Below are 15,552 nucleotides of genomic sequence, written 5' to 3'. Positions count from 1 at the left end.
CCGAATCCTGATCGACCGACAACCCTTCCCGCCCAACCACTTTCGCCCAACCACCAATTTCGAGAGAAGACTCCAACCAGATGGCTCAGATCCTGGAACTCCTGCCCGCGGTCGACATCGTCGACGGCCAAGCCGTCCGCCTGGTGCAGGGCGCCGCGGGGTCGGAGACCTCGTACGGTTCGCCCCGCGACGCCGCCCTGGCGTGGGAACGTGACGGCGCCGAGTGGATCCACATGGTGGATCTGGACGCCGCCTTCGGGCGCGGCGACAACCGCGCCCTGATCAGCGAGGTGGCCGCCGAACTGAACCTGAAGCTGGAACTGTCCGGCGGCATCCGCGACGACGCGTCGCTGGCCGCGGCCCTGGCCACCGGCTGCACGCGGGTCAACCTGGGCACCGCGGCGATCGAGAATCCGGAGTGGTGCGCCCAGGCGATCGCCGAGCACGGTGACCGGATCGCGGTGGGCCTGGACGTGCTCCGCGACGAGAACGGCGTCTACCGGGTGCGCGGCCGCGGCTGGGTCACCGAGGGCGGCGAGATCTGGGAGGTGCTCGAGCGTCTCGACCGCGACGGCTGCGCCCGCTACGTGGTGACCGACGTCAGCAAGGACGGCACCCTCACCGGCCCGAACCTGGAGCTGCTCGAGCAGGTCGCCCGCCGCACCGACGCCCCCGTCGTCGCCTCCGGCGGCATCTCGGCGCTCGACGACCTGGTCGCGATCGCCGAACTCGCGCCGCTCGGGGTGGAGGGCGCCATCATCGGCAAGGCCCTCTACGCCGGACGCTTCACCCTGCCGCAGGCGCTGGAGGCGGTCGCGGCCGTGGCGCGATGACCCCGGCGCCGGTCGGCGAGCTGGATCTGCCCGCGCTGCAGGCGACGGCCACGGCGATCCTGGACGAGGCGGCCGACGAGTTCCTCGCCGGTCTGGGCGCACCCCGCGCGGTGGTCAAACGCGGCACCGACTTCGCCACCGAGATGGACCTGTCGCTGGAACGACGCTTCGTCGAGCAGTTGCAGGAACGCACGTCGATCCCGGTGCACGGCGAGGAGTTCGGCGGCCCGGACCCCAGCGTCGGTGCCGTCTGGCTGGTGGACCCGATCGACGGCACCTTCAACTATTCGACCGGACTCCCGTCGGCCGCCATGCTGGTGGCACTGGTGGTCGACGGCGAACCGGTGATCGGCCTGACCTGGATTCCGGCGCTGGGCCAGAGATTCGCGGCACACCGCGGCGGTCCGCTCCTGATCAACGGGGAGCCTGCCGCCCCGCTCGCCGCATGCGAGGGCCTGCACGGACAGGCCGTCGGATACGTCTCGTACAACGCCGACCAGGAGGGCCGGTTCCCGGGTGCGCAGCGTGCCCGCGTGCAGCGCGAGATCACCGGTCGTCATGCGCGGATCCGCGTGCACGGGTGCACCGGCTTCGACATGGCGTACGTGGCCGGCGGACGACTCGCCGGTGCGGTGTCCTACGGCCGTCACCCGTGGGATCACGCGGCCGGCGTGGTGCTGGTCCGCGCGGCGGGCGGCAGCGCCACCGACATCTTCGGCCGACCGTGGACGGTCACCACGCCGTCGCTGGTCGCCGCGGCCCCCGGCGCGCACGCCGAGCTGCTCGAGATCCTGGCCGACGGCCCGTGGCCGTCGCCGCACACCCTGACCTACCAACCCCCGAACAACCCTGCCTGACCAGAAGGAAGTGACCACCGAAATGACCTTGGCGACACGAGTCATCCCGTGCTTGGACGTCGACGGCGGACGGGTGGTGAAGGGCGTCAACTTCGAGAACCTGCGCGATGCGGGTGACCCGGTGGAATTGGCGGCCCGCTACGACGCCGAGGGCGCCGACGAACTGACCTTCCTGGACGTGACCGCGTCCAGTTCGGGTCGGGCCACCATGATCGACGTGGTGCGCGCGGCCGCGGACCAGATCTTCATTCCGCTCACCGTCGGCGGCGGCATCCGCACCGTCGACGACGTGGACGTCCTGCTGCGCGCCGGCGCCGACAAGGTGAGCGTGAACACCGCGGCCATCGCGCGACCGGAGGTGCTCGAGGAGATGAGCCGGCGGTTCGGCTCCCAGTGCATCGTCCTGTCGGTGGACGCGCGCACCGTGCCCGCCGGCAACCCGCCCACCCCGTCCGGCTGGGAGGTGACCACCCACGGCGGCCGCAAGAGCACCGGCATCGACGCCGTGGAGTGGGCGCGTCGCGGCGAGGAGCTGGGCGTGGGGGAGATCCTGCTGAACTCGATGGATGCCGACGGCACCAAGGAGGGCTTCGATCTGCGCATGATCGAAGCCGTGCGCGCCGCGGTCGCCGTCCCGGTGATCGCCAGCGGCGGTGCGGGGAAGGTCGAACACTTTCCGCCGGCCGTCGCCGCCGGCGCCGACGCGGTCCTGGCCGCCTCGGTCTTCCACTTCGGCGAACTGACCATCGGCGACGTGAAGTCGGCGATGGCCGCCGAAGGCATCACCGTCCGCACCGACCGCGACCGACAGGACCGATGATGGCGCTGCCCGCCGAACTCGCCGCCCGACTCAAGCGCACCGACGACGGCCTCGTCGCCGCCATCGCCCAGGAACGCAGCACCGGTCAGGTGCTGATGATGGCCTGGATGGACGACGAAGCGCTCGAACGCACCCTCGCCACCCGCCGAGCCACCTACTACTCCCGCTCGCGGCAGCAGTATTGGGTCAAGGGCGAGACCAGCGGCCACGTCCAGTACGTCCACCGGATCAGTCTCGACTGCGACGGCGATACGCTGCTGTTGACGGTCGATCAGACCGGCGCGGCGTGTCACACCGGCAACCACAGCTGCTTCGACACGCCGCCGCTGGAGTTCGGGGTGCCCGTGGACACCGACCACGACGACCCGCACACCGACAACTAGGAAGGACGCCATGCCGCTCATCCAGATCTCCCAGACCCCGGGCCTGTCCGATCGGGTCAAGAACGAGACCATCGCCGCGGTGACCGAGGCCTACGCCCGCGCGACCGGCAAGAATCCGGACTCGGTGTGGGTCACCATCACCGAGGTGCCGCGCACCCAGTGGGGCGTCGGCGGGGTTCCGCTGGGATGACGAGCACCGCGGACTCCACCCACACCACCAGCCTGGAGACCTTCCTGGATCTGGCCGCCGACCACCGCGTGGTGCCGGTGACCCGGAAGCTGCTGGCCGATTCCGAGACGCCGCTGTCGGCGTACCGCAAACTCGCCGGGGACCGGGAGGGCACGTTCCTCCTCGAATCGGCGCAGAACGGGCAGTCGTGGTCGCGCTGGTCGTTCATCGGCGCCGGTTCGCCGTCGGCGCTGACCGTGGCCGACGGGCAGGCGCACTGGTGGGGCACGGTCCCGGCCGGAGCACCCACCGGCGGCGATCCGCTGGAGTCGCTGGCCGCGTCGCTGCGCCTGCTGCAGACCGACCGTCTGCCCGGTATGCCGCCGCTGACCGGCGGGTTCGTCGGGTTCATGGCCTACGACTTCGTGCGCCGCCTCGAACGCCTGCCGTCGACCACCGTCGACGACCTCGGCCTGCCCGACATGTGCTGGCTGCTGGTGTCCGACCTGGCCGCCTTCGATCACCACGAGGGCACCATCACCCTGATCGCCAACGCCATCAACTTCGACGGCAGCGCCGATCGGGTCGAGGAGGCCTACGCCGACGCCGTCGCGCGCCTGGACACCATGACCGCGGCCCTGGCCGCGCCCGCGCCGTCGACCGTCTCCACGTTCACCCGCCCGGCGCCGGACTACACCGGCCAGCGCACGCTGGACGACTACCGCGGCATCGTCGAGGGCCTGGTGGAGGCCATCGAGTCCGGCGAAGCCTTCCAGGTGGTGCCGTCGCAACGATTCGAGATCGCCACCGAGGCCGATCCGGTGGACGTGTACCGGGTGCTGCGGGCCTCCAACCCGAGCCCGTACATGTATCTGCTGCGCCTGCCCGGTGTCGGCGATTCCGGGGTCGGCAGTCGACCGTTCAGCATCGTCGGCTCGTCGCCGGAGGCGTTGGTCACCGTGGCCGACGGCACCGCGACGACGCACCCGATCGCCGGCACGCGCTGGCGCGGGGCCACCGAGGAAGAGGATCAGCTGCTGGCCAAGGGGCTGCTGGAGGACGAGAAGGAGAACTCCGAGCACCTGATGCTGGTGGACCTGGGCCGCAACGACCTGGGTCGCGTCTGCGAGCCCGGCACCGTCCGGGTGACCGACTACCGCCGAGTGGAGCGCTACAGCCACGTGATGCACCTGGTCTCGACGGTGTCCGGCAGACTGCGCGAGGATGCGCAGGCGCTGGACGCGGTGACCGCGTGCTTCCCGGCCGGCACCCTCACCGGCGCGCCGAAGGTGCGGGCGATGGAGCTGATCGAGGAGAACGAACTCACCCGGCGCGGCCTGTACGGCGGCATCGTCGGCTACCTCGACTTCGCCGGCGACGCCGACACCGCGATCGCGATCCGCACCGCGCTGATGACCGAGGGCCGGGCCTACGTCCAGGCCGGTGGCGGCGTGGTGGCCGACAGCGACGCCGAGTACGAGTTCAACGAGGCCCGCAACAAGGCGACCGCCGTCCTCAACGCGGTGGCGGCGGCCGCCACCATGACGCCGGTGACCGAAGAGAGCGAACAGTGAGCAGCCCAGATCCCAGCAGCCCAGATCCCAGCAGCACCGACCCCACCGCGATCGTCACGCCCGCGGAACCGGAGACGGTGCGCCCCAACCGCAGGCCCCAGGCGATCTCCGCGGGCTTCCTCGTGGTGGCCGCGGCACTGCTGTGGATCGCGTCCCGGATGACGTGGTCGGAGGTGTACGCCGAGGACGGCCTCGGCGAGCCGCGCATCTACGCCATCGCGGGTAGCGACTGGAGTCCCTGGCTGGTGGCGATCGCGCTGCTGTTCCTGGCCGGACTGGTGGTCCAGTTCGCGCTGCACGGCTTCTTCTTGCGCGTGGTGGCAGCCCTGGTCGCGGTGTGCGCGGTGGTGGTGGCCGTCCCGGCGATCACCCTGCTCACCAACGGTCAGGACAGCGGGTACGCGATCGATCGCGCCGACATCGGCGCCCGCTACGAGGTGGTGGCGGTGACGGCCTACAACAATGCCGGCATCGTGGCGCTCTTCGGTGCGTTCTTCGGGGTGGTCGGCGCGGTCGCGATGGCCTCGGCGGCGTCCGGCGCGAAGAAGATGTCCTCGCGCTACGCCTCGCCGGCAGCGCGCCGAGAGGAGCTGGAACGACGGGTTTTCGCCGAGCACGCGCAGGCGCAGGCCGACGGCGACGCGGCAGCCGCACCCACCGAACGCGAGTTCTGGGATGCCCTCGACGAGGGCGTGGATCCCACCGACCTCCACGGCGGCGCCGACCCCGATGCACCCCGCCCCGACGAAACCCGCGGGTAACCCCACCCGCGGGCGGGCGCGCGGTGTGTGGACTCTAGGCTGGAGCGACATTCTGCATTGCAGACGCGTGAAAGGGGACCGACCGTGACTGGCGGCACAGTGCTCGACTCGATCATCGAGGGTGTGATGGCCGACGTGGCCGCGCGCGAGGCGGTGCTCGACCTGGCGGCGGTGAAAGAGGCCGCGCTGCGGGCCCCCGACCCCCGGGACGCCACCGCGGCGCTCCTGCAGCCCGGTATCGGCGTCATCGCCGAGGTGAAGCGGGCCAGCCCCTCCAAGGGGGCGCTCGCCAACATCCCGGATCCGGCCGACCTGGCCCGCGCCTACGAGGCCGGCGGCGCTCGCGTGATCAGTGTGCTCACCGAGGAGCGCCGTTTCCACGGCAGCCTGGCCGACTTCGACGCCGTGCGCGCCGCGGTCGACGTGCCGCTGCTGCGCAAGGACTTCATCGTCGGGCCGTACCAGATCCACGAGGCCCGCGCCCACGGCGCCGACGTGATCCTGCTGATCGTCGCCGCCCTGGAGCAGCCGGTGCTGGCGTCGCTGCTGGACCGCACCGAGTCGCTGGGCATGACCGCTCTCGTCGAGGTGCACACCGAGGAAGAGGCCGATCGCGCGCTCGAAGTGGGTGCCACGGTGATCGGCGTCAACGCCCGCAACCTCAAGACGCTTGACGTGGACCGCGACAGCTTCGCCCGGATCGCCCCGGGCCTGCCGTCGAACATCATCAAGGTCGCCGAGTCCGGCGTTCGCGGTCCCGCCGATCTGCTGGCCTACGCGGGCGCAGGCGCCGACGCGGTGCTGGTCGGCGAGGGTGTGGTGACCAGCGGCGATCCGCGGCAGGCGGTGTCGGATCTGGTGACGGCCGGCGCGCATCCGTCGTGCCCCAAGCCCTCGCACTGACACCCGGACACCGCGCCGCCGGGTCGGCGTCGCACCCGGTGCGCACCGTGGCGACCGCGACGAGGATACTGGGTAACTGTGACCGAGAATCCCGACGTGCAGACTGATCGCTTCCCGCTGGCCAGCGACGGAATTTCCGACCGCTCGCCGATCGGACCGGACGAGTTGGGCCATTGGGGCGTATTCGGCGGGCGGCATGTCCCCGAGGCGCTGATGGCGGTGATCGAGGAGACGACGGCCACCTACGAGAAGGTGCGCACCGACAAAGACTTCTTCGCCGAGCTCAACGCCCTGGCCCGCGACTACACCGGCCGCCCGTCGCCCCTCTACGAGGCTACGCGGCTCGCCGAGTTGGCCGGCGGCGCGCGGATCTTCCTCAAGCGGGAAGACCTCAACCACACCGGCTCGCACAAGATCAACAACGTCCTCGGTCAGGCGCTGCTCGCCAAGCGGATGGGCAAGACCCGCGTGATCGCCGAGACCGGCGCCGGCCAGCACGGCGTCGCGACCGCGACGGCCTGCGCGCTCCTCGGCCTGGAGTGCCTCATCTACATGGGCCGCGTGGACACCGAGCGCCAGGCGCTGAACGTGGCGCGGATGCGTCTGCTCGGCGCCGAGGTGGTCGCGGTGGAGACCGGTTCGGCCACCCTCAAGGACGCCATCAACGAGGCGCTGCGCGACTGGGTGACCAACGCCTACAACACCTACTACTGCTTCGGCACCGCCGCGGGGCCGCACCCGTTCCCGATGATGGTGCGCGACCTGCAGCGCATCATCGGGATGGAGGCTCGCGCGCAGATCCTCGATCAGGCCGGACGACTCCCGGATGCCGCGGTGGCCTGTGTCGGCGGCGGCTCCAATGCGATCGGGCTGTTCCATCCGTTCATCGACGACGCCGGGGTGCGGCTGGTGGGCTGCGAGGCCGGCGGCGACGGCGTGGAGACCGGTCGCCACGCGGCCACCTTCACCGGCGGCACACCGGGCGCCTTCCAGGGCGCCTACTCGTACCTGATGCAGGACGAGGACGGCCAGACCATTGAGTCGCACTCGATCTCCGCCGGACTGGACTACCCGGGCGTGGGCCCCGAGCACGCGTACCTGCGCGACCTCGGTCGAGCCGAGTACCGGCCGATCACCGACGCCGAGGCGATGGACGCGCTGTCGGTGCTGTCGCGGCGCGAGGGCATCATCCCGGCCATCGAATCGGCGCATGCCGTGGCCGGTGCACTGCAGTTGGGTCGAGAGCTGGGGGAGGGCGCGATCATCATCGTGAACCTGTCCGGTCGCGGCGACAAGGATGTCGACACCGCCGCCAAGTGGTTCGGCCTGTACGACAAGCCGCAGTCGGAAGTCGAGTACGCCGCTGCGCTCGCAGCCCAGAAGAAGGCAGCCCAGCAGAAGTCCGCCCAGAACGAGTCTGAGAAGGAGACCGGCCGATGAGCCGTCACACCACCGCGCCGTCCCGGTTGAGCGGACTGTTCGCGCAGTGCCGCGACGAGGGTCGCGCCGCGTTGATGGGCTATCTGCCCGTCGGCTTCCCGTCGCTCGACGAATCGCTGACCACCATGCGCACCATGGTCGACAGCGGCTGCGACGTGGTCGAGATCGGCGTCCCGTACTCCGATCCGGTGATGGACGGACCCACCGTGGCGCAGGCCGCGTTCGAGGCGCTGAACAACGGCGTGCGGGTGCGCGACCTCTTCGTCGCCGCCGAGACGGTGGCCGCCGCCGGCGCGCAGCCGGTAGTGATGACCTACTGGAACCTGGTGCTCAAATACGGCGTCGACGCCTTCGCGCGGGATCTGGCCGCCGCGGGCGGCGTCGGCATCATCACGCCCGACCTGATCCCGGAGGAGGCCGCCGCGTGGGAGGCCGCCTCCGACGCGCACGGCCTGGACCGGATCTACCTGGTGGCCCCGTCGTCGACGCCCGAGCGGCTCGCGATGACCGTGGAGCACTGCCGCGGATTCGTCTACGCGGCATCGACCATGGGTGTCACGGGTGCGCGGGACTCGGTGTCGTCGATGGCGCCGGAACTGTGTGCCCGCGTGCGAGAGCACTCGGACATTCCGATCGGCGTGGGCCTGGGCGTGCGCAACGGCGCGCAGGCCGCGGAGATCGCCGAGTACGCCGACGGCGTGATCGTCGGCTCGGCGATCATCTCGGCGTTCCGTGCCGGCGGACAGGCCGGCGCGGCCAAGCTGGTCAGTGAACTCGCCGAGGGCGTGCGCGGCGAGGTGCGCTGACGTAAGTCCGTTAGGGTGGCACGCGTGAGCGACACGACCCTTCTGGCGTACATTCCGAGCCCGTCGCAGGGCGTATGGGAGGTGGGCCCGTTCCCACTGCGCGCGTATGCGCTGTGCATCATCGTCGGCATCGTCGTCGCGATGTGGTGGGGCGATCGTCGGTGGCGGGCGCGCGGCGGTCAGCCCGGTGACGTGCTCGACGTGGCGCTGTGGGCGGTGCCGTTCGGCCTGATCGGTGGTCGGCTCTACCACGTCGCCACCGACTGGCATCGCTACTTCGGGGAGAACGGCCGGGGCTTCGGTGCCGCGGTCGCCATCTGGGACGGCGGCCTGGGTATCTGGGGCGCCGTCGCGTTCGGTGCGGTCGGCGCGTGGATCGGCTGCCGCTGGAAGGGCATCAAGCTGCCGTCCTTCGGCGACGCACTGGCCCCGGCGATCCTGCTGGCGCAAGCCATCGGCCGTCTCGGCAACTACTTCAACCAGGAGCTCACCGGCGGTCCCACCACCCTCCCGTGGGGCTTGGAGCTGTATGTGCGTCAGGACGGTGCGGGCAACACCGGGATCGCCCTGCCCGACGGCGTCTCCACCGGCGTGGTGCACAGCGTGGTCCATCCGACCTTCCTGTACGAGATGCTGTGGAACATCCTCGTGGTGATCGCGCTGGTGCTGCTCGATCGGCGTTTCCGGATCGGACACGGTCGTCTGTTCGCGCTGTACGTCGCCGGCTACTCCGCGGGCCGCTTCGGCATCGAGTTGCTCCGCACCGACTACGCCACCGAGATCCTCGGGGTGCGCATCAACGTCTTCACGTCCGCGATCGTCTTCCTGTGCGCGGCCCTGTACTTCGTGATGGCTCCGCGCGGCCGCGAGCTCGGCCTGTCGATGTACTGGCCGAAGCGGGCCGAGGAACTGGCCGCCGAGGGCGAGCTGGGTTACGTGCCGCCCGCCCTGGAAGACGACGAGGCCGACACCGCCGAGGACCAGACGGACGCCGACGAGCTCGAACCCGAGACCGACGACCTCGAACCCGAGACCGACGAGCTCGAACCCGAGGCCGACGAGCTCGAACCCGAGGCCGACGATCGTGATGCGTCGACCGTCTACACCTTCGAGTCCGATCCGGCCGCGCAGGTCGGCGGCATCGAGATCCGCGAGGTGATCGCCTCGGACGAGGATTCCTCGATGGTCGTGGTGGAATCGGCTGCCCAGGCCGAGACCGACGCAGCCGAGACCGACGCCGCCGACACGGATTCCGACGAACCCGACGTCGCCGACGACGCAGAACCCGAGGTGGACGGATCCAACCGGGAAGGTTCCGACGCCAAGGACTAGCCTTGGTCAGGTGACTCGTCGAACCAAGATCGTCTGCACCCTCGGACCCGCCACCAATACTCCAGAGCGCATCACCGAGCTCGTTGAAGCCGGCATGAACGTCGCCCGGATGAACTTCAGCCACGGCACCCACGAAGACCACCAGAGCGTGTACGAGGCGGTGCGCCAGGCCTCGGCGAACACCGGTCAGCCGGTCGGCATCCTCGCCGACCTGCAGGGTCCCAAGATCCGCCTGGGCTGGTTCGAGGACAACGGTCGCCCCAACGGCGCCGTCGACTGGAAGACCGGCGAACAGGTCCGTATCACCGTCGACGAGATCGTCGGCAACCACGACCGGGTCTCCACCACGTACAAGCAGCTCGCCCAGGATGCGGCGCCCGGTGACCGTCTGCTCGTCGACGACGGCAAGGTGGGCCTGGTGGTGGAGGGCGTCGAAGGCAACGACGTGGTGTGCCGCGTCACCGAGGGCGGCACGGTCAGCAACCACAAGGGCCTGTCCATGCCGGGCATGAAGATCTCGGTGCCGCCGCTGAGCGAGAAGGACATCGCCGACCTGGAGTTCGCGCTCGGACTGGGCGTGGACATCGTCGCGCTGTCGTTCGTCCGCAGCCCCGGCGACATCGAACTGGTCCACGAGGTGATGGACCGCGTGGGTCGTCGCGTGATGGTGGTCGCGAAGTTGGAGAAGCCGGAGGCCATCGAGAACCTGGAGGCCATCGTGTTGGCCTTCGACGCGATCATGGTGGCCCGCGGCGACCTCGGCGTCGAGATGCCGCTGGAGCAGGTGCCGCTGGTGCAGAAGCGCGCCATCCAGATCGCCCGCGAGAACGCCAAGCCGGTGATCGTGGCGACGCAGATGCTCGACTCGATGATCGAGAACTCGCGCCCGACGCGTGCGGAGGCCTCCGACGTGGCCAACGCGGTGCTCGACGGCGCGGACGCGGTGATGCTGTCCGGCGAGACCTCGGTGGGCGCGTTCCCGTTCGAGACGGTGCGGACGATGAGCTCCATCGTGGTCGCGGCGGAGGAGAGCCGCCGCGAGGTGCCGCCGCTCAAGCACGTGCCGCGCACCCAGCGGGGTGTGCTGAGCTACGCCGCGCGCGACATCGGCGAGCGGTTGAACGTCTCGGCCATCACCGTATTCACCGAGACCGGTGACACGGCACGACGGATCGCGCGCCTGCACTCGCGGCTCAAGCTGATGGCGTTCACCACCCGGGAGCTCACCCGCAACCAGCTGACCCTGTGCTGGGGCGTCGAGCCGTTCCTGGTGCCCAAGTCACCGTCGACCGACGCGATGATCGATCAGCTCGACGCGTTCTGCGAGTCCAATGGCATGGTCAAGCGCGGCTCCGTGGTGGTCGTCGTGGCGGGCGCACCGCCGCAGGTGCCCGGCTCCACCAACCTGTTGCACCTGCACCGCATCGGCGAGCAGGATCACTGACTCGGATAGGTTTGTGGGATGACCCGCAATCTGAACGACCCGAATCATCGGATCGCCTCCGAGGCCGAGGGCGGTGACTTGGCCAAGCTCCTCGAGCTCCTCGAGCTGGAGCAGCTCGAGGACGATCTGTTCGTCGGTCAGCACCCCGAGCAGAAGACCGCGCGCACCTTCGGCGGGCAGTTGCTCGGACAGGGCGTGATGGCCGCAGGCCGCACGCTCACCCGCGGGCATCCGCCGGTGCACGCGCTGCACGCGCACTTCATTCGCGGCGGCGACGTGAACAAGCCGATGGAATACCGTGTGCAGCGGTTCCGCGACGGTAAGGCGTTCGCCAACCGTCAGGTCACCGCGATGCAGGACGGTGCGGAGGTGTTCACCATGCTGGTGGCCTTCCAGGACAACAACGCCGGTCTCGAGCACGCCGTGGAGATTCCGCTGGTGCCGTACCCGGAGGAGCTGCCGGCGCTCGGCGAGCACTTCAAGGGCTACGAGGAGCAGGTCGCGCTGTTCGTCAACGCGCTGCACCCGATCGACATCCGGTTCGCCAACGACCCCACGTGGAAGATGAAGGATGCGGGCGAGACCCTCACGCACAACCGCGTGTGGATGAAGACCGACGGCGACATGCCCGACGATCCGCTGCTGCACGTCGCGGCGATGGCCTACGCGTCGGACACCACGGTGCTCGACTCGATCATCACCACGCACGGCCTGTCGTGGGGGATGGATCGGCTGTTCGCGGCCACGGTCAACCATTCGATGTGGTTCCACCGCGAGTTCCGCTTCGACGACTGGCTGCTGTACGCCACCGAATCGCCGGTCGCCGCCGGATCGCGCGGCATCGGTTCGGGCCGCTTCTTCATGCGCGACGGCACGCTCGCCACGTCGGTGGTGCAGGAAGCGCTGATCAAGTACTTCCCGCCGCGCAACTGATGAACGAGTCGCGGGGGCCGTCGATCGAGTACTTCCAGCCGCCCGGACCGTATGTGCCCCGCAACAGTTGGCGACGGCGCTCGGACACCTGGGTGTGGGTGGTGAGCATCTTCGCGGGGGTGCTGCTGGCTGCGGCGGCGGTGACCGCATTGATCGTCGGCATGCGCAACCACGACGCCGCGACCCCGGATCGAGAATCCGGGGCCGCGACCGTCTACCCGTCCGTGGTCACTTCAGTGGTCGGTCCACCGGGACGTTGACCCAGCTCGGGTTCTTCGGATCGATCTCGATGAACTGCGGACCGAACTTCGAGTTCCACATCGCCGGACCCAGCGGAAGAGCCTTGGGTGCGTTGAGGGAGTAGATGTCGATGCGCAGTCGGTCGCCCGGGCGCAGGGCGGCCTGCGTCGGGGTCATCGGGATGTCGAGCGCGATCACCTGACCGGGGCGGACCGGCTGGTACTTGTCGATGGACAGATAGAGGAACGGATCCACCAGGTCGCCGTTGGCGGCGAACTGGCTGCGGGAACGGTCCACCGCGCGCAGTGACACCATCAGCTGGCCCATCGAGACCACCTGCGACCGACCGTCCGGCGACACGATGTTCACCGTGGCGTGCCAGTAGCCGTCGGTGGCCTGCAGTCGCTGGTTGAGATGGATACCCGGCCAGCCGGACAGGCGCGTGGTCTTGGTGACCGGCGCGGAGGTGAAGGTCTGCGCGGACAGTTCGGCGAACCGGTTGTCCCGACCGCAGAAGTCCAGCAGCGCCGTCACGCCGGCGGCGCCCTGCGCGCCGTCCTTGCCGCACACGTTACTCAGACCGGGCGTCACCACGCGGGTGGCCCGGGTGGTGGGCGCCGACGACGACAGCGAGCCGTCCCCGGCCACCGGGGTCGACACCGAGCGCGACGGTTTGCCGGTCAGGTACTGCCGCTGATGGGTGTAGCCGGGCAGCGGGAACGACGGTCCCTGCACGAAGTTGTCCCGCGGCATGGAGGCCAGCGTCGCCGGCGAGTACCGGTCGATGCCGTTATCGATGCCCTTGAGCCAGCGGTCGTACCAGGCGCGGGCGAGCACGTTCATCTTCGGCGGATTGCCGGGCGTGCCCAGCTGCGCGCCGGTGGTGACGTGGTAGCCGTCGTCCATGATCAGCTTCTTCTGGCTGTCCGGCAGCTTCGAGAGCCCGGAGAGCAGGCGGGCCTCGCTGTTGGTGAACAGGTCGTTCCAGCCGCCGATGGCGAAGGTGGGCGTGGTGACCGTGGACAGGTCGGTGTGGAGCGAGGCACGACGATTCGAGTCCGCGCTGAGCAGGGCGCGGGTCTCACCGGTGACCTGACCCGGGTGCTGCACGGTCAGCGCCTGCAGCATCACGTCGAAATAGGTCAGCGGGTCCTTGGCGCGGTCGCCGAGCCACTTCCAGTCGAAGGTGCCGTTCAGCATGGACGCCACGTTCGGGATCATCTTGCTGGTGTTGACCAGCGCCAGCCACATGGACAGGAAGCCGGCGCCCACGCCGCCGCCCGGGGCCACCACGTCGCGCAGAATGTCGGCGCCGGGCACCACCGGGAAGATGGCGCCGAGCTTGCCGGGGCGATCGGAGGCCGCCTGCAGCTGGTTGATGGCCGAGTACGACGCGCCGGCCATGCCGATCTTGTCGGTGGACCAGCGCTGCTTGCCGACCCAGTCGATCACCTCGACGGTGTCCTTGCGTTCCCGCTCGCCGAAGACCTGCCAGGTGCCCTGCGAGAAGCCGGTGCCGCGCACGTCCACCACCAGCATGTTGTAGCCGGAGCGGATCAGCTTGGGATCGTAGGAGAAGCTGGTGGCGAAGCCGCTGCGCAGCGAGCCGACGAGTTCGTTGTAGCCGGAGAGCACGGTGCCCTGCAGGTTGATCGCATTCAGCAGTTCGATCAGCTGCGGCATGAGGACCGGGTAGTTCACCACTTCGGCGGCCAGCGCGCTCACCATCTTGGTGTAGGGCGTCATGTTGACGATGGTGGGCAGCTTCTTGTCGATCGGCTTGCCCGCCTGATTCGCCGGTCGGATCAGGTTGCCGCGCAGCACGGTGCCGTCGCTCATCTTGATCGGCACGTCCGGCGTCACCGCGTAGCCGGGGTACTTCTGCGGGCCCTCGGCGGTGCGCGTCCACTTGGCGCCGAGTGCGCCGAAGACCGCGGCGTCGGCGGTCGCCGCTGACGTCGGCCACAGGCCGGCACCGGCCGCGATGAGCAGCGGGATCAGGAACACCGCGAAGGATCGGAAGAGCCTTCGCCGAACTGTACGAACCATGTGATGAACAACTTCCCAAAGTCGTTGTGTGAAGCAACCTGTCAAGTTACTGTGACGTAACTTAGCGGACGGTGAAACAAAAGTCGATGGTGTGCTTTATCGGGCGGGTGTCGGAGCCCGATTACCGGTGGACCCGAGCCGGGCCGTACACTTCTGTCTCGTCGCACGCTCGCGTGCGTTCGCACACCAGCCCCGGTGGCGAAATTGGCAGACGCGCCGCACTCAAAATGCGGTCTCGAAAGGGGTGCCGGTTCGAGTCCGGCCCGGGGCACACGTTTCCGGCGTGGTCGACGACCGCGCTCACCACCGCTGAACCGGGAGAGTGCAGGGCGATGAGCCAAGCCGGGTCCGCACCGGACCAGCCGCACGCACATCGCGTGGTCGTCGCCGAAGACGACTCCCTGATCCGCATGGATCTGTGCGAGATGCTTCGCGACGAGGGCTACGACGTCGTCGGTGAGGCCCCGAACGGTCAGGTGGCCGTCGATCTCACCGAGTCGCTGCTGCCCGATCTGGTGATCATGGACATCAAGATGCCGGTGCGCGACGGCATCGATGCGGCCAGCGAGATCGCCCGTCGTCGGCTCGCCCCCGTGGTGATGCTGACTGCGTTCTCGCAGCGGGACTTCGTCGAACGGGCCCGCGACGCCGGCGCCATGGCCTACCTGGTGAAGCCGTTCAACCAGTCGGACCTGGTGCCCGCCATCGAGGTGGCGCTCAGCCGCTTCCGGGAGCTGCGGGCGCTGGAAGCGGAAGTGGCCGGCATCAACGAGCGTTTCGAGACGCGCAAGCTCATCGAGCGGGCGAAGGGTCTGCTGATGGAGAAGCAGGCGCTGACCGAGCCGGAGGCGTTCCGGTGGATTCAGACCAATGCGATGGACCGGCGCGTCACCATGAAGGCGGTGGCGCAGGTGGTGGTCGAGACCCTCGGCGGCGACGCGCCGTCGGTCTGACCGGCCCGCCTCACCCGCCCGCCCGAACCGTCGTACCGGCTCACTACACTCGGAC

The 15,552-nt window shown here is 69.4% G+C and carries 16 protein-coding genes and 1 tRNA gene; 16 read left to right on the top strand and 1 reads right to left on the bottom strand.

The genetic code is table 11. From position 1 onward, the window contains the following. The first annotated feature begins 80 nt into the window (after positions 1-80). The 14 genes from priA to MUG78_RS15870 all read left to right on the top strand — a co-directional run bounded on the left by priA (position 81) and on the right by MUG78_RS15870 (position 12,515). On the top strand, positions 81-833 hold the full coding sequence (priA, locus tag MUG78_RS15935) for a bifunctional 1-(5-phosphoribosyl)-5-((5-phosphoribosylamino)methylideneamino)imidazole-4-carboxamide isomerase/phosphoribosylanthranilate isomerase PriA (protein ID WP_246996460.1): 753 nt from the start codon (positions 81-83) through the stop codon (positions 831-833). Then, complete coding sequence (locus MUG78_RS15930; RefSeq protein ID WP_246996458.1) at positions 830-1,690, top strand: inositol monophosphatase family protein; 861 nt, start codon at positions 830-832, stop codon at positions 1,688-1,690. Before priA ends, MUG78_RS15930 begins: the two co-directional genes overlap by 4 nt. A 22-nt stretch (positions 1,691-1,712) precedes the next feature. Then, on the top strand, positions 1,713-2,510 hold the full coding sequence (hisF, locus tag MUG78_RS15925) for an imidazole glycerol phosphate synthase subunit HisF (protein ID WP_246997127.1): 798 nt from the start codon (positions 1,713-1,715) through the stop codon (positions 2,508-2,510). Further along, positions 2,510-2,893 (top strand): phosphoribosyl-AMP cyclohydrolase, encoded by a 384-nt coding sequence (gene hisI, locus MUG78_RS15920; protein ID WP_246997125.1) that lies wholly within the window; start codon positions 2,510-2,512, stop codon positions 2,891-2,893. The genes hisF and hisI overlap by 1 nt, the downstream gene beginning before the upstream one ends. Before the next feature lie 10 nt (positions 2,894-2,903). Next, the gene (locus MUG78_RS15915; protein ID WP_005935191.1) at positions 2,904-3,083 is read left to right on the top strand and encodes a tautomerase family protein; all 180 of its coding nucleotides are present in this window, start codon (positions 2,904-2,906) and stop codon (positions 3,081-3,083) included. Continuing rightward, complete coding sequence (locus tag MUG78_RS15910) at positions 3,080-4,636, top strand: anthranilate synthase component I (protein ID WP_246996456.1); 1,557 nt, start codon at positions 3,080-3,082, stop codon at positions 4,634-4,636. The genes MUG78_RS15915 and MUG78_RS15910 overlap by 4 nt, the downstream gene beginning before the upstream one ends. Then, the gene (locus tag MUG78_RS15905) at positions 4,633-5,397 is read left to right on the top strand and encodes a TIGR02234 family membrane protein (RefSeq protein WP_246996454.1); all 765 of its coding nucleotides are present in this window, start codon (positions 4,633-4,635) and stop codon (positions 5,395-5,397) included. The genes MUG78_RS15910 and MUG78_RS15905 overlap by 4 nt, the downstream gene beginning before the upstream one ends. Before the next feature lie 84 nt (positions 5,398-5,481). Further along, complete coding sequence (trpC, locus tag MUG78_RS15900) at positions 5,482-6,300, top strand: indole-3-glycerol phosphate synthase TrpC (protein ID WP_308221377.1); 819 nt, start codon at positions 5,482-5,484, stop codon at positions 6,298-6,300. 78 nt (positions 6,301-6,378) lie between these two features. Further along, positions 6,379-7,740 (top strand): tryptophan synthase subunit beta, encoded by a 1,362-nt coding sequence (trpB, locus tag MUG78_RS15895; RefSeq protein ID WP_246996452.1) that lies wholly within the window; start codon positions 6,379-6,381, stop codon positions 7,738-7,740. Next, positions 7,737-8,546, top strand: a complete 810-nt coding sequence (gene trpA, locus MUG78_RS15890) for a tryptophan synthase subunit alpha (protein WP_246996450.1) — start codon at positions 7,737-7,739, stop codon at positions 8,544-8,546. The genes trpB and trpA overlap by 4 nt, the downstream gene beginning before the upstream one ends. 24 nt (positions 8,547-8,570) lie before the next feature. Next, positions 8,571-9,878 carry a prolipoprotein diacylglyceryl transferase gene (lgt, locus tag MUG78_RS15885; protein WP_246996448.1) on the top strand — a complete coding sequence of 436 codons (1,308 nt, stop codon included), beginning with the start codon at positions 8,571-8,573 and terminating at the stop codon, positions 9,876-9,878. A 10-nt stretch (positions 9,879-9,888) separates the two neighbouring features. Beyond that, positions 9,889-11,322, top strand: a complete 1,434-nt coding sequence (gene pyk, locus MUG78_RS15880; RefSeq protein ID WP_246996445.1) for a pyruvate kinase — start codon at positions 9,889-9,891, stop codon at positions 11,320-11,322. An 18-nt stretch (positions 11,323-11,340) separates the two neighbouring features. Next, the gene (locus MUG78_RS15875; RefSeq protein WP_246996443.1) at positions 11,341-12,255 is read left to right on the top strand and encodes an acyl-CoA thioesterase; all 915 of its coding nucleotides are present in this window, start codon (positions 11,341-11,343) and stop codon (positions 12,253-12,255) included. Beyond that, entirely contained in the window at positions 12,255-12,515 is a 261-nt protein-coding gene (locus tag MUG78_RS15870) for a hypothetical protein (protein WP_246996441.1), read from the top strand. Before MUG78_RS15875 ends, MUG78_RS15870 begins: the two co-directional genes overlap by 1 nt. On the opposite strand, the gene MUG78_RS15865 is transcribed toward MUG78_RS15870, so the two are convergent. Further along, positions 12,484-14,544, bottom strand: a complete 2,061-nt coding sequence (locus tag MUG78_RS15865) for a CocE/NonD family hydrolase (RefSeq protein WP_246996439.1) — start codon at positions 14,542-14,544, stop codon at positions 12,484-12,486. The two genes, MUG78_RS15870 and MUG78_RS15865, sit on opposite strands and share 32 nt — an antisense overlap. Positions 14,545-14,733: 189 nt before the next feature. Here MUG78_RS15865 and MUG78_RS15860 point away from each other — a divergent pair. Together MUG78_RS15860 and MUG78_RS15855 are read left to right on the top strand one after the other, a co-directional pair. After that, positions 14,734-14,815: transfer RNA gene (locus MUG78_RS15860), tRNA-Leu, on the top strand. Between the two features lie 61 nt (positions 14,816-14,876). Then, entirely contained in the window at positions 14,877-15,497 is a 621-nt protein-coding gene (locus tag MUG78_RS15855) for an ANTAR domain-containing response regulator (RefSeq protein WP_246996437.1), read from the top strand. The last annotated feature ends 55 nt before the right edge of the window (positions 15,498-15,552 follow it).

Source organism: Gordonia alkaliphila, from assembly GCF_023017165.1.
Lineage (GTDB): Bacteria > Actinomycetota > Actinomycetes > Mycobacteriales > Mycobacteriaceae > Gordonia > Gordonia alkaliphila.
This window is presented reverse-complemented; position numbering and strand designations above follow the sequence as displayed.

Excerpts from the sequence above, each read along its gene's own strand:
- priA (WP_246996460.1), top strand. The coding sequence starts at position 81 with ATGGCTCAGATCCTGGAACTCCTGCCCGCGGTCGACATCGTCGACGGC.
- MUG78_RS15930 (WP_246996458.1), top strand. The coding sequence starts at position 830 with ATGACCCCGGCGCCGGTCGGCGAGCTGGATCTGCCCGCGCTGCAGGCG.
- hisF (WP_246997127.1), top strand. The coding sequence starts at position 1,713 with ATGACCTTGGCGACACGAGTCATCCCGTGCTTGGACGTCGACGGCGGA.
- hisI (WP_246997125.1), top strand. The coding sequence starts at position 2,510 with ATGGCGCTGCCCGCCGAACTCGCCGCCCGACTCAAGCGCACCGACGAC.
- MUG78_RS15915 (WP_005935191.1), top strand. The coding sequence starts at position 2,904 with ATGCCGCTCATCCAGATCTCCCAGACCCCGGGCCTGTCCGATCGGGTC.
- MUG78_RS15910 (WP_246996456.1), top strand. The coding sequence starts at position 3,080 with ATGACGAGCACCGCGGACTCCACCCACACCACCAGCCTGGAGACCTTC.
- trpA (WP_246996450.1), top strand. The coding sequence starts at position 7,737 with ATGAGCCGTCACACCACCGCGCCGTCCCGGTTGAGCGGACTGTTCGCG.
- MUG78_RS15875 (WP_246996443.1), top strand. The coding sequence starts at position 11,341 with ATGACCCGCAATCTGAACGACCCGAATCATCGGATCGCCTCCGAGGCC.
- MUG78_RS15870 (WP_246996441.1), top strand. The coding sequence starts at position 12,255 with ATGAACGAGTCGCGGGGGCCGTCGATCGAGTACTTCCAGCCGCCCGGA.
- MUG78_RS15865 (WP_246996439.1), bottom strand. The coding sequence starts at position 14,544 with ATGGTTCGTACAGTTCGGCGAAGGCTCTTCCGATCCTTCGCGGTGTTC.
- MUG78_RS15855 (WP_246996437.1), top strand. The coding sequence starts at position 14,877 with ATGAGCCAAGCCGGGTCCGCACCGGACCAGCCGCACGCACATCGCGTG.